This is a genomic window from Paenochrobactrum sp. BZR 201-1 (assembly GCF_044987585.2).
GTDB lineage: Bacteria > Pseudomonadota > Alphaproteobacteria > Rhizobiales > Rhizobiaceae > Paenochrobactrum > Paenochrobactrum pullorum.
The window spans coordinates 34,248-47,086 of sequence record NZ_JBJDRZ020000026.1 but is presented as its reverse complement, the minus strand read 5'-3'; the positions used below and the strand labels follow the sequence as shown (position 1 = coordinate 47,086).

At 49.9% G+C, this 12,839-nt stretch carries 11 protein-coding genes and 2 pseudogenes; 11 read left to right on the top strand and 2 right to left on the bottom strand.

Going from position 1 to position 12,839, the window contains the following annotated elements:
• Positions 1-98 (top strand): annotated as a pseudogene (locus tag ACI0FR_RS13735) (IS5/IS1182 family transposase); the annotation flags it as partial.
• 22 nt (positions 99-120) lie between these two features.
• Here ACI0FR_RS13735 and ACI0FR_RS13730 read toward each other — a convergent pair.
• A pseudogene (locus ACI0FR_RS13730) lies at positions 121-599 on the bottom strand (IS5 family transposase); the annotation flags it as partial.
• Between the two features lie 902 nt (positions 600-1,501).
• Between ACI0FR_RS13730 and ACI0FR_RS13725 the strand changes: the two are divergent.
• The 10 genes from ACI0FR_RS13725 to paaZ all read left to right on the top strand — a co-directional run bounded on the left by ACI0FR_RS13725 (position 1,502) and on the right by paaZ (position 12,146).
• Positions 1,502-3,004 (top strand): C69 family dipeptidase, encoded by a 1,503-nt coding sequence (locus ACI0FR_RS13725; protein WP_374833488.1) that lies wholly within the window; start codon positions 1,502-1,504, stop codon positions 3,002-3,004.
• A 186-nt stretch (positions 3,005-3,190) separates the two neighbouring features.
• Entirely contained in the window at positions 3,191-4,027 is an 837-nt protein-coding gene (locus ACI0FR_RS13720; protein WP_404907722.1) for a PaaX family transcriptional regulator C-terminal domain-containing protein, read from the top strand.
• Between the two features lie 137 nt (positions 4,028-4,164).
• A complete protein-coding gene (gene pcaF, locus ACI0FR_RS13715; RefSeq protein ID WP_404907723.1) occupies positions 4,165-5,370 on the top strand; it encodes a 3-oxoadipyl-CoA thiolase in 1,206 nt (401 codons plus the stop codon).
• Positions 5,371-5,389: 19 nt separating this feature from the next.
• The gene (paaA, locus tag ACI0FR_RS13710) at positions 5,390-6,382 is read left to right on the top strand and encodes a 1,2-phenylacetyl-CoA epoxidase subunit PaaA (RefSeq protein WP_374833482.1); all 993 of its coding nucleotides are present in this window, start codon (positions 5,390-5,392) and stop codon (positions 6,380-6,382) included.
• A gap of 54 nt (positions 6,383-6,436) precedes the next feature.
• Positions 6,437-6,721, top strand: coding sequence for a 1,2-phenylacetyl-CoA epoxidase subunit PaaB (gene paaB, locus ACI0FR_RS13705; RefSeq protein WP_184222979.1), 285 nt, complete (start codon positions 6,437-6,439; stop codon positions 6,719-6,721).
• Positions 6,721-7,563, top strand: a complete 843-nt coding sequence (paaC, locus tag ACI0FR_RS13700) for a 1,2-phenylacetyl-CoA epoxidase subunit PaaC (protein WP_404907726.1) — start codon at positions 6,721-6,723, stop codon at positions 7,561-7,563. The genes paaB and paaC overlap by 1 nt, the downstream gene beginning before the upstream one ends.
• 5 nt (positions 7,564-7,568) lie before the next feature.
• The gene (paaD, locus tag ACI0FR_RS13695) at positions 7,569-8,090 is read left to right on the top strand and encodes a 1,2-phenylacetyl-CoA epoxidase subunit PaaD (RefSeq protein ID WP_404907727.1); all 522 of its coding nucleotides are present in this window, start codon (positions 7,569-7,571) and stop codon (positions 8,088-8,090) included.
• 89 nt (positions 8,091-8,179) lie between these two features.
• Positions 8,180-9,256, top strand: coding sequence for a 2Fe-2S iron-sulfur cluster-binding protein (locus ACI0FR_RS13690; RefSeq protein ID WP_404907729.1), 1,077 nt, complete (start codon positions 8,180-8,182; stop codon positions 9,254-9,256).
• Between the two features lie 11 nt (positions 9,257-9,267).
• Positions 9,268-10,020, top strand: coding sequence for a Phenylacetic acid catabolic protein (locus tag ACI0FR_RS13685; RefSeq protein ID WP_404907732.1), 753 nt, complete (start codon positions 9,268-9,270; stop codon positions 10,018-10,020).
• A 53-nt stretch (positions 10,021-10,073) separates the two neighbouring features.
• Positions 10,074-12,146 carry a phenylacetic acid degradation bifunctional protein PaaZ gene (gene paaZ, locus ACI0FR_RS13680; RefSeq protein ID WP_404907735.1) on the top strand — a complete coding sequence of 691 codons (2,073 nt, stop codon included), beginning with the start codon at positions 10,074-10,076 and terminating at the stop codon, positions 12,144-12,146.
• A gap of 63 nt (positions 12,147-12,209) precedes the next feature.
• On the opposite strand, the gene ACI0FR_RS13675 is transcribed toward paaZ, so the two are convergent.
• A complete protein-coding gene (locus ACI0FR_RS13675; RefSeq protein WP_374833470.1) occupies positions 12,210-12,809 on the bottom strand; it encodes a TetR/AcrR family transcriptional regulator in 600 nt (199 codons plus the stop codon).
• Positions 12,810-12,839 lie beyond the last annotated feature (30 nt).

Here is a 12,839-nt window from a genome sequence, read left to right as displayed (position 1 = left end):
AAAACTGGCGACGCATTGCAACCAGATATGATCGCCTCGCAATAAACTATCTCGCCGCAATTGCTCTTGTTTCTACACTCATCGCATGGGGTAATTGAGTCCTCAGCCTAGGCTCAAGACTCATTGATTGATCCAAAAGATGATTATTGCAGCGATGCAAATTACTGACATGAATGTATGGGCACATCGGTCGTAGCGGGTGTGAACCCTCCTCCAATCTTTGAGCTTTCCAAACATATTCTCGATCTTGTGGCGTTTTCGGTAGAGCGTAACGTCATGCGCTATTGGCACTTTACGATTTGCCTTCGACGAAATGCAAACTTTGATGCCACGCTCAGTGAGCGCGTCACGAAACCAATCTGCATCATAACCTTTATCCGCTAGCAATGTGTCTGCGCGCGCAAGAGCATTGATTATCAAGGCCGCGCCATTGTAATCACTCATCTGCCCTTCTGAGAGCAGCATAACCAGTGGGCGGCCATAGCGATCGCATACAGCATGCAATTTAGAATTCAGTCCGCCTTTGGTGCGCCCAATACGTCTGGGAACATCCCCTTTTTTAGCAGGCTGGCTGCGGTACGATGGGCTTTAAGATGACTCATGGCGCACCTCCTAATGTGACCAATTAATCCGGTAGATCACCACAACGCAAGACATTTAATAGGTCTTGAGTCTAAATAAATCCAATGATTTTACCAAGCAAAATAAATTAAAATACTTTATTTCAAATCAAACATCTTTTAAAACAATATTATAAATTTTCAGAACTCATTTCATGATAACTATAAAAACATAAATGATCGGAGTTAAATTGCGTATTTAAAAAATTAATTTTAAGGCGCCATTGAAATTAAAAGGGCGCCTTATGCACAAAGACAGTTTATCCCGCGTAAACACCCTTTTGCTATCGTTTGGAGCAATTGCTCTGGCAGTTGACCTATATCTACATTTTGTATCTGGTACCGTTCCGTTAACAAGTCAGCTAGCTGTGAAAATAACGTAAATTCATTGTGCAGTACAAATCAGGAAGCATTAAATGCACTTTTGCCTAAAAGTAACGAGCCTTGAATGCTCGCAATGATGGATGCCAAAGCAAATAACTCAATAATCACTTGAAGTAATTTTTCCAAAATAGGCAGCACTTAAGCTACCTCTCACATCAGCTTATTAGTGTATTATATAAACTGATATAAATAAATTTTTCTGATTTTTTTATCATCAGGCTCAAATCTGATGAACATCAATAATAAATTACAGTATGAAGTATATTAACAATAATTTATCCTTATCATAAGTAACCAATATGCAATATTTTATATTATTATTTTATTTTATATACATCAGTTTTTAATAACAAAATTTCAAAAACACGGTTGATCCTTAAAAATTATTTCTCCACTATAGGCGTTAGAGGCTCATTTCTGCACATTATTTATTATGCGCTTACGAAAGGGGATGTGGCCTCCGAATGTAACATGAAATGCACTCGCAAGAGGAAATAATGAAAAATTCGGATTTCTGCAAAATCATCGCACTCAATTTATTGGTATCCGTATCAATGTCATCTCCAACATTGGCCAGTTATGGCTTTTATGTTGGTAAAAACCTGACCGAAGACGGCTCAGTACTTATCGGCGGCACCGGTGAAGAAGTATCCGGTCACTGGTTAACTGTAGTACCTGCGAAGAAACATGCAGAAGGAACAACCATTTCTGTCGGAGCAACAGAAAAAGCATATATGCCAGGCAAATTGATGGAAATTCCCCAAGCGCCTGAGACATTCAAATATATCAACATGAACTACAGCGATTTTGAAGGCTTTCCGGCGCCTCTGACCAATGGAGGCCTGAATGAGCACGGTGTTGCAATCCGTGACATCTGGTCTAACTCCCGCGATGAGCTTGTCGAGATGACACCCAATCCGCAAACCGGCCCGCAATATAGCGATCTGGCACGCATTGCATTGGAACGTGCCAAAACAGCACGTGAAGCCGTCGAAATCATTGGTGATCTCATCAATAAATATGGCTACACCACTTACGGTGGGAACTCTCATCTTATTGCTGACAAAAATGAAGGTTGGGTAGTTCTGCAATTTGCAGGTGGCAAAGGGCTTTGGGTGGCTGAACGCTTAGGGCCAGACGATGTCCGCGTTTCTTATCCCGGCTATATCGGCGATATTCCGGCCGATATTACTGACAGCAATGATTATTTGGCATCGCCTAATTTTTATGATTTCGCCATTGAGCAAGGCTGGTGGAAGCGTGACGGTGATAAGCCTTTCAATGTCCATGCTGTTTATAGTGAACAAGACCGCCCGATGCGTACCGGTCAAAAACACTGGACAATTGATACGGTCGAAAAAGAATTACGCGACATGGCACCGGTCACTTTGAAAAAAATGATGAAAATGGTGCGCGATCCACGCGTATCAACCGAACGCTCCGGCTATGGTGAAGTGGCACAGTTACGTGAGACAACACGCCCTGAGCTCAACCTGCTTTGGGTTGCGCCTACCGGTTCTGTAACGGCTCCATTTGTGCCTTACCATATCGGGATCAATAAAGTTATTCCGGAATATGGTATTCATCGATATTTGTTCCGTGATGCAGGTTCCACCTTCTTAAATGCTGAATATCAGTCTCAGGAAGCAACCCAATTTGCAGGCCGTTTGTTTAAGCGCATCATGTATCATAGCTGCGCCCATCCTGAAACATTCATGCCGGAAGTCACCCAAGCACTGGAAGCCTTCGAAGACGGGCAAATTCAAGATATTGCAACCATTCAGACAACCGCCGAAATTCTTTATCAAGCTGAAAAACCTGAATTGGCATCCAAATATCTAACAGACTACAGTGTGCGCCAATCTGAGCGTGCCCTTGATTTAGGCAATGCATTACTGGCTTCCATTGAAGCACGTGCAAAACTACTTTACGGCATTGAAACCATCGATGGCACCGCTATCAATGCAGAAGACGCTGACATGCCGTGCCGAAAGAAATAATCATCTACTAAGTTAACCAGCATTTTAAAGGGCGTTTGCATCAGCTTGTAAACGCCTTTTTTGATAGTTTTGCTATCTCTAAATAGTTGGTTTATGAAAGCTACAAGAAAACATCATCTTTCTCTGCATCAGCTAACATCTCATCGCAGCTGTTTTTCTGTTGCTTCAATTGAAAGTAAAACATCCATGTCCGTCGATAAAACCATTAAAAATCTGCTCAAAGATCAGGAATTGCGGGCAGCAGCTTTTATTGTCACAGTTTATGGCGACATTGTTTTACCGCGTGGCGGCGTATTTTGGACCGGCTCTTTAATCGAGATTTGCAACCGTGCGGGTTTAAGTGAATCAGTAGTGAGGACTGCCGTTTCACGGCTGGTGACCGCTAATCGTCTCAAAGGTGAGCGCAACGGACGGCGCAGCTATTACAGTCTTGACGCCTCTTCGCGCACCGAGTTTGAACAAGCGGCCAAACTTCTTTATCAACCGGATCAGGAGCCTAAAGGTTGGCAGGTCATTTATGCGCCTGATTTAAGCGATGCCGATGCCGCGCGCCTTCGCATGGGGCGGATGGGATCAGCCATTTTTATCCGCCCTGATCGCGGACAGACTTTGCCGGAAAACGCACAAATCCTGCGCGCACAAGACCCCGATGACATGGGCTGGCTGGCGCAGTTCTGGGATTTGAGCCAAATCCACCAGCGTTACTGTGATCTCATTGCCCGCTTTGAACCGCTTTATCAGCGTGCCGATGACTTATCGTCTGAAAACGCACTGATGGCACGGCTCATTCTGGTGCATATGTATCGCGGCGTTTTGCTGCGTGACCCGCGCCTGCCGCTGAAGGCTTTGCCGCAAGACTGGCAAGGTCACACGGCGCGCAATTTGTTCCGCAATCTTTATCTGGAACTGAGCCCGAAAGCAGAAACCTGTATTTCCACGCTTTGTGAAGGCGTTGACGGTGTTTTGCCAGCAAATACCGATGAAACGCGCTCACGCCATCAGGGATTGTTAATTGCCGAATAAAAAAGCTCTGAAATTCAAAACATTACAACAATTCTAAAAATTTACTTGCATTGTAATGTTTCATGACCTTATAATCTGACCAAGCGGTCGATGAATGAGGAGATTCTTCCGCTTTCAGGGTAGGAAGGAAAATATTCATGCAAGATGCTTTTATCTGCGATGCAGTTCGTACTCCAATTGGTCGGTATGGCGGAGCGCTGGCTTCCGTGCGTGCAGATGATCTTGCAGCACTGCCTCTCAAAGCCCTTATCGAGCGCAATCCTTCGGTCAATTGGTCAGCCGTTGACGATCTGATTTACGGCTGCGCCAACCAAGCTGGCGAAGATAACCGCAATGTCGGGCGTATGGCTGCTCTCCTCGCAGGCCTGCCGATCAGTGTTCCGGGCACCACGGTCAACCGCCTTTGTGGCTCTGGCATGGATGCGATTGGTATGGCAGCACGTGCTATCCGCGCTGGTGATTGCGACTTCGTGATTGCCGGTGGCGTTGAAAGCATGACGCGCGCGCCGTTTGTCATGCCGAAAGCCGACAGTGCATTTTCACGCAGCAATGCGGTTTATGACACCACCATCGGCTGGCGTTTTGTCAATCCGGCCATGAAAGCAAAATTCGGCGTTGATACAATGCCGGAAACCGCCGACAATGTGGCAGGTGACTTTAATATTTCCCGCGAAGATCAAGATGCTTTTGCAGCACGCAGTCAGGCACGTTGGGCGAAAGCGCAGGCTGCGGGTCTTTTCAATGATGAGATTGCACCGGTGACCATTACACCGCGTCGTGGTGATCCGATTATTGTGGCCGAAGACGAGCATCCACGCCCAGGAACAACTTTTGAAACACTTGCTAAACTAAAAGCCATCAATGGCCCTGATCGGACGGTTACAGCCGGTAATGCATCCGGCGTTAATGATGGTGCAGCCGCCTTAACAATCCTCTCAAGCGAGGCGGCCAAAGCACAAGGACTTACTCCTAAAGCGCGCATCGTCTCCATGGTCGCCGCCGGTGTTGAACCGCGCATCATGGGTATCGGCCCCTCACCTGCTGCCAAAAAAGTTTTGGCGCGTGCGGGTCTCACCATTGATCAGATGGATGTGATCGAGCTCAATGAGGCTTTTGCCAGTCAGTCATTGGCTACTCTTCGTGATCTCGGCCTGCCGGATGATGCAGAACATGTGAACCCGAACGGCGGCGCGATTGCGATCGGTCATCCGCTCGGCATGTCGGGTGCGCGTCTGGTTGCAACTGCCATGTATCAATTACACCGCAACGGCGGACGCTATGCATTATGCACAATGTGTATCGGCGTTGGTCAGGGCATCGCTATCATTATCGAACGCGTGTGAGCAGGAAGGACATCTTAAAATGTATGCACAGCTCGTAACGTCTGAAGGTGCAAAAGACCGCACTGATATGAGCCCGCAGGAAATTGCGTTTCAGGAACGCATTGACCGCGGTGAAAAGATTGAACCTAAAGAGTGGATGCCGGAAGGCTACCGCAAAACTCTGATCCGCCAGATCGGCCAGCATGCCCATAGTGAAATTGTCGGCCAGCTTCCGGAAGGCAACTGGATCACCCGCGCACCAACACTGGAACGCAAAGCCATTTTGCTGGCCAAAGTGCAGGATGAAGCCGGTCACGGTCTTTATCTCTATTCAGCCGCAGAAACCCTTGGTGTTTCGCGTGATGAATTGCTGGAGCGCCTGCATGCAGGCAAGATGAAATATTCGTCCATATTCAACTATCCAACCCTCAACTGGGCTGATATGGGCGCAGTGGGCTGGCTGGTTGACGGTGCAGCGATTATGAACCAAGTGCCGTTGCAGCGTACATCTTATGGCCCTTATAGCCGTGCGATGATCCGTATTTGTAAGGAAGAATCCTTCCATCAGCGTCAGGGCTATGCCGTGATGATGAAGATGGCTTCCGGCACGCCGGAACAAAAACGCATGGCGCAGGATGCATTGAACCGTCTCTGGTATCCGTCGCTGATGATGTTTGGCCCCTCGGATAAAGATTCAGTCCATTCCGTCCAGTCTATGGCATGGAAGATCAAGATGAATACCAATGACGAGCTGCGTCAGAAGTTCGTCGATCAGACCGTACCACAGGCCGAATATCTGGGTCTGACCGTGCCGGATCCAAACCTGAAATGGAACGAGGAAAAAGGCGGTTACGACTTTACCGAGCCAAATTGGGAAGAGTTTTTCAACGTCATTAACGGCAATGGCCCGTGCAATGCCGATCGTCTCGGCGCACGCGTCAAAGCCTGGGATGACGGTGCATGGTTCCGCGAAGCGCTGGTTGCGCATGCGGAAAAAGTTGATGCACGCGCTGCACGTGTAGCCGCTGAATAAGCAGCTTACGAACAAGCAGAAAATTTAAGTGCCACAAAGTCAAGGAACACACCCATGTCAAAAGAATGGCCACTCTGGGAGATCTTTATCCGCGGTCAGCACGGCCTCAACCATCGTCATGTCGGCAGCCTTCATGCGCCCGACGCTGCAATGGCCATCAACAATGCCCGCGATGTTTACACCCGCCGCAATGAAGGCGTATCAATCTGGGCAGTGCGCTCCGATGATATCGTTGCTTCAAGCCCGTCGGACAAAGGCCCGCTTTTCGAGCCTTCCAACAGCAAAGTTTACCGTCATCCGACATTCTTCGACATTCCTGAAGAAGTGGGGAGCATGTAATGAGCGCAGCACACGGCAAAACAGCGCCGGTTCGTGACCGCGCCAGACAGGAAGAGATCGTACGCAATGTACGCCCTCTTGCTGAACCAAAAAATGACCCGCTTTTTGAAACTTTGCTGCGTATAGGCGACAATACGCTCATCCTCGGCCATCGTGTTTCAGAATGGTGTGGCCATTCACCGGCATTGGAAGAAGATATTGCACTGGCAAACGTAGCACTTGATCTGATCGGCCAAACCCAGCTTTGGCTTGGTCTGGCCGGTGAAGTGGAAGGCAAAGGCCGCTCCGCCGATGATCTGGCTTTCTTGCGAGACGGCTGGGATTTCAAAAATCTGCTGATCGTCGAGCGTCCGAATGGTGATTACGGACATACATTGATGCGCCAGTTCTTGTTTGATGCCTATCATCTGGAACTTTTGAAAGAGCTGAAAAAATCGACCGATCAGCGCATAGCCGATATTGCGGAAAAATCAGCCAAAGAAGTCGCCTATCATCTGGAGCGCTCTTCTGATCTGGTTATCCGTCTGGGCGATGGCACCGCGACAAGCCACACAATCATGCAGAATGCGCTGGATGCATTGTGGTCCTACACCGGCGAAATGTTCATTAGCGATGATAGTGACAAGCAAGTGGCTGAGCAAGGTTTGGCACCCGATCCAGCAGATCTGCGTGCAAACTGGGAAGCCGTGATCCACGCCGTGCTGAGCGAAGGCAATTTACGCGTTCCAGATGGAAATTTTGCCCATCAAGGTGGCCGTCAGGGCGTTCATACCGAACATTTGGGGCATTTACTGACCCAAATGCAATGGTTGCAGCGCGCTTATCCTGGCGCCAGTTGGTAAGCGCCATGCAGAACTCTGCCCGTCCCTCCATTGATGAAATCTGGGGCTGGCTTGCCGAGGTTCCGGATCCCGAAATCCCGGTTATCAGCCTGACAGATCTCGGCATTATCCGTGATGTCGAATGGCAGGATAATGAACTGGTCGTCACCGTAACGCCGACTTATAGCGGCTGTCCGGCGACAGGTATCATTAATCTCGATATTGAAACGGCATTACGCGCCAAAGGCATCGAGCAATTGCGGCTGGAACGTCGCCTGTCTCCGGCATGGACAACAGATTGGCTAACCGCAGAAGCGCGTGAAAAACTGCGCGCTTACGGCATCACGCCACCGGTTGACGGCACTGCCGCTGACGGCGTTTTGCTTGACCGTGCGCGCAGCCTTTCCGGCGCCAATATGACGATCAGCTGTCCGCGCTGCTCATCAATCAATACCGAGAAAATCAGCCAGTTCGGCTCCACACCCTGCAAGGCCAGCTATCGCTGCAAGGATTGTCTGGAGCCTTTCGACTATTTCAAATGCATCTAAGGATGCAATCTAGTTTCAAGTGCATCCGCAAGATGCAGCCAAGTTCAAATGCATCCACAGATGCAGGTAGGTTTTAAGAAAGATACCTCATGGCACGCTTTCACACCCTGAAGGTCACTGATATTCAACGCGATACGCGAGATGCCGTCGTCCTGACGCTCGCTCCGCGTGATGAAGATCGCGAGCATTTTAATTTTACCCAAGGTCAATATCTGACCTTCCGCCGCACCTTTGACGGCGAGGAACTGCGCCGCAGCTATTCGATCTGCGCTGGTGTTGATGACGGTGTTTTGCAGGTCGGCATCAAGCGTGTGGATGGCGGTGCCTTCAGCACATGGGCGAATGAAAACCTCAATCCCGGCGACGAGATTGAGGCCATGCCGCCGATGGGGCGTTTCTTCGCGCCGCTGGCTGCCGATCAGGCCAAGCAATATTTGGGCTTTGCCGCCGGTTCCGGCATCACGCCTTTGCTTTCCATCATCAAAACCACCTTGGCGCGCGAGCCACATTCACGCTTCACCTTGGTTTACGCCAATCGCCAGATCAGCTCGATCATGTTCCGCGAAGTGCTGGAAGATTTGAAAAACACCTATCTTGGCCGTTTTTCCGTCATTCACATCCTGCGTCAGGAAGGACAAGAAATCGACCTGTTCACCGGCCATATTGATGAAGCGAAAATGAAAGATCTGTTCCGCGCATGGATTGATCCAAAAGCCATTGATACAGCCTTTATTTGTGGTCCTGAACCGATGATGCTGAGCGTTGCGGCAAGCCTGCGCGATCACGGCCTCAAAGACGAACAGATCAAATTCGAGCTTTTTGCCTCCGGTCAGCAGGGTCGCGCCAAACAGCGCACGGTTTCAAAACAAGCCATAACTGATGGTGCAGGCGTTCAGGCAACGCTTACCCTTGACGGCACTACGCGCAATTTTGAAATGCAGCGAAACGGCGAAACCATTCTGGATGCGGCACTCGCCAACAATCTCGATGCGCCATATTCCTGCAAAGCCGGTGTCTGCTCAACTTGCCGCTGTAAAGTACTGGAAGGTGAAGTGGAAATGGCCATCAACCACGCGCTTGAAGATTATGAAGTGCGTGCCGGTTATGTGCTCTCCTGTCAGGCTTCTGTGCTCAGCGACCGCGTTATCGTTACTTACGACGAATAAAGGAACATGCCATGACTGATCTGATGAATATTGAAGACTATCTGGCAAAAGGCGGTGTTTTGACCGCACCAAACAATGTGCCAGCGCGTTATCGCGGCGAGTTGATGCGTATTATGGCGAGCTTTATCGACAGCGAATTGGCAGCCTCTGCCGGTTTTGCCTCCTCGATCAACTTTGCACCAGCCATTAAAGAGCGCATTGCAGCGAGCCGCATCACGCTTGAAAAAGCAGATCATGCCGAGCGCGTTCTCAATATTATGGGTGATTTCGGCACCGACAAGCGCCGTTATCAATCGCAATATGATTGGGCTGCACGCGTTGAGCGCGACAGCGATTTAGGTCTAGCGCGTAAAGAAGGCGATATGCGCGTTTCGGTTTTTCATTACCCGATTATCAACTGGATTGATGCGGTGGTGATGAATGTACTGCAAGGCTTGGCGACCAGTGTTTTGATGACCGAGTTTACCCGCATTTCCTATGCCCCTTTGGCTGAAGTTTTCCGCGAAATTGCCCCGCGTGAAACCCGCCATATGCAGCTAGGCCTTGAGGGTTTGACCGAAATTGTCACCACCGAAGAAGGTCGCGCTGAGGCTAAATCTTCGGTTGCTTATTGGCTCCCACGCGTGGCTGCAGGGTTTGGTGATCCGAACTCCAGCCGCTTTGAAATTTTAAGCCGCTTTGGCCTGCGCCATAGCTCCAACAAAGATCTGCTGGCGCAGTGGAATGCTGAATGCAGTAAAGCACTGACAGCCCTTGGTCTTTGATTAAGGGCGCATAACTGCGCCCCGCCCCCATTAGAAATTTGGAAGGAAACGCAATGAGCAATACGGCTGTTCAGCCTCGCCGCCTTGAAAGCTATGTCTATGGCAGCTGGGTCGCTGGCACTAAAGAAGGGCAAACGCTTCTCGATGCCGCAACAGGCGTACCGGTTGCGCAGATCGATTCAACCGGCATAAATTTTGCCGATGTTTTGGACTATGGTCGCAAAATTGCAGCACCAAAACTGCAAGCAATGACCTTCCATGAGCGTGCCCTGCTTCTCAAAGAGCTTGGCCAGTTGCTGATGACACAAAAGGAAGAGTTCTACACCGAAAGCCTGCATACCGGTGCGACGCGCCCTGACGCTTGGGTCGATATTGAAGGCGGCATCGGCACGATGCTGACCTATTCTTCCAAAGGTCGCCGTGAACTGCCAAACACCCGCGTGCTCACCGAAGGTGATATCGAACCGCTTTCACGCGATGGCAGCTTTTTAGGCCAGCATATTCTCACCCCGCTTGCAGGTGTGGCCGTGCATATCAATGCTTACAACTTCCCGATCTGGGGCATGTTGGAAAAAATCGCACCGACGCTGATTGCCGGTGTGCCTTGCATTGTTAAACCAGCCAGCCAGACCGCCTATTTAACCGAGCTGATGGTGCGCCGCATCATCGAAAGCGGTATTCTGCCTGAAGGTGCCTTGCAGCTTATCTGTGGTTCGGTCGGCAATATGCTTGACCATGTCACCGAGCAGGATGCCGTGACTTTCACAGGTTCGGCCAAAGTTGGCCGTATGCTGAAAAACCATCCAGCCATTGTTGCTAATTCCACCCGTTTCACCATGGAAGCCGACAGTCTGAACGCCTCGATTTTGGGCGAAGATGCGGTTGTCGGCACGCCGGAATTTGATCTTTTCGTCAAAGAAGTCGCACGCGAAATGACCTCGAAGGCAGGGCAGAAATGCACCGCCATTCGTCGTGTTATCGCACCGCGCGCACAAGTTGATGCATTGATTGATGCGCTGCGTGATCGCTTGGGCAAAACTGCTGTTGGTTTGCCGGGCGATGAAGCCACCCGTATGGGCGCACTTGCAAGCCTCGATCAGCGCGTGGAAGTGCGTGAACGTATTACTGAGCTGCAAAAAGGTGCCAGCATTGTTGCAGGCAATCCCGATGAGGTTCGCCTCACTTCAGGGGACGCAGAAAAAGGTGCTTTCCTCAATCCGGTTCTGCTTTACGCTGATAAACCGTTTGAAGCGAAAGCCATCCACGATGTGGAGGCTTTTGGCCCTGTTTCTACTGTCATGGCTTATGACGATCTTGATGAAGCAATTGCTCTTGCGCGCAAAGGCAAAGGTTCGCTCGTTTCATCCGTTTTCACCAATGATCCCAAGACTGCCGAGAAAGCCGTTCTCGGTGTCGCTGCGTGGCATGGCCGTGTGATGATTAGCAATCGGGAGACTGCCAAATCATCCACCGGCCATGGTTCACCGCTTGCCGGTCTTATTCATGGTGGCCCGGGACGCGCAGGTGGCGGCGAAGAAATGGGCGGCATTCGTGGCGTCAAGCATTTCATGCAGCGCACTGCCATTCAGGGCTCTCCTACCCTGCTTTCAGCCGTCACCGGACGCTGGATTGAAGGTGCGCCAAGCTATCAGGGCGAGCATCCGTTCCGCAAATCCTTGGCAGAACTGAAAATCGGCGATCAGCTTGTCACCGAACAACGCACCATCACTTTGGAAGATGTCGAGCATTTCGCACATTTTACCGGTGATACATTCTATGCACATATGGACAGTGAAGCTGCCAAAGCCAATCCGTTTTTTGATGAACGCGTGGCGCATGGCTATCTGATTGCAAGCTTTGCGGCAGGGCTTTTTGTCCATCCTGATGCAGGGCCTGTTCTTGCCAATTACGGCGTTGATAATCTGCGCTTCCTCGTGCCGGTTTATTTTGGCGACACTTTGCAGGTGCGTCTCACCTGTAAGGAAATCAACCCGCGCATGAACAGCCAGCACGGCGAAGTGCGCTGGGATTGCCGCGTCACCAACCAGCGTGATGACGTCGTTGCCCAATACGACGTTCTTACCATGGTTGCCAAAACATGGCCGCTGGCCGCAACACCCGCATAAAAATAAAAAAGCGGAGCGCTTCCCACAAGCGCTCCGCTTTTATTATTCAACCGTACAAAAAAATTAACGAACCGCTTTGATGCCTTCTAAAATCAATGTTGTCGCCACATCGGCATAATCATCACGGGTAATTTTGCCGCCGTCTTTAAACCACATATAAACCCAGTTGATCATCCCGAACAACGACATGGTCACGGGCGTAAGCAGCGGGCGCTCGGCATTATCCAATTCAGGATTGATCTCACGCAGAACTTTTGAAAAACGCTTCACGATGCCGCGTTCAATCGTGTAAATCTGCTGGCGTTTGTCATCCGGCAAAGCCCATGCCGCATTCAGCTGCACTTTATGTTGATTGTCGGCACCTTTATAGCATTCCAGCACCGTGCCGACCAGTTGACGCAGACGTTTTTGCGGCGGCAATGTTTCGTCATCAGCATCTTCAATCGCGGCCACCAGATCTTCCAGATGCGTGGAAATGATGGCAAAAATCAGTTCTTCTTTGCTGGGATAATAATGATAGAGCAAAGATTTAGATACACTTGCATGTTTTGCAATAAGCGACATGGAGGCTTTCTCCATGCCCACCTCAGCAAACACTTCCGCGGCGCTCATCAGTAAACCACGTTGTTTTTCTTCAAAATCGGTGGCTCTGGTACGAGACATATTGCCTCCCTCATTCTTACAGTATCGTGC

Coding starts and splice junctions, on each gene's coding strand:
- ACI0FR_RS13725 (WP_374833488.1), top strand. CDS start 1,502: ATGAAAAATTCGGATTTCTGCAAAATCATCGCACTCAATTTATTGGTA.
- ACI0FR_RS13720 (WP_404907722.1), top strand. CDS start 3,191: ATGTCCGTCGATAAAACCATTAAAAATCTGCTCAAAGATCAGGAATTG.
- pcaF (WP_404907723.1), top strand. CDS start 4,165: ATGCAAGATGCTTTTATCTGCGATGCAGTTCGTACTCCAATTGGTCGG.
- paaA (WP_374833482.1), top strand. CDS start 5,390: ATGTATGCACAGCTCGTAACGTCTGAAGGTGCAAAAGACCGCACTGAT.
- paaB (WP_184222979.1), top strand. CDS start 6,437: ATGTCAAAAGAATGGCCACTCTGGGAGATCTTTATCCGCGGTCAGCAC.
- paaC (WP_404907726.1), top strand. CDS start 6,721: ATGAGCGCAGCACACGGCAAAACAGCGCCGGTTCGTGACCGCGCCAGA.
- paaD (WP_404907727.1), top strand. CDS start 7,569: ATGCAGAACTCTGCCCGTCCCTCCATTGATGAAATCTGGGGCTGGCTT.
- ACI0FR_RS13690 (WP_404907729.1), top strand. CDS start 8,180: ATGGCACGCTTTCACACCCTGAAGGTCACTGATATTCAACGCGATACG.
- ACI0FR_RS13685 (WP_404907732.1), top strand. CDS start 9,268: ATGACTGATCTGATGAATATTGAAGACTATCTGGCAAAAGGCGGTGTT.
- paaZ (WP_404907735.1), top strand. CDS start 10,074: ATGAGCAATACGGCTGTTCAGCCTCGCCGCCTTGAAAGCTATGTCTAT.
- ACI0FR_RS13675 (WP_374833470.1), bottom strand. CDS start 12,809: ATGTCTCGTACCAGAGCCACCGATTTTGAAGAAAAACAACGTGGTTTA.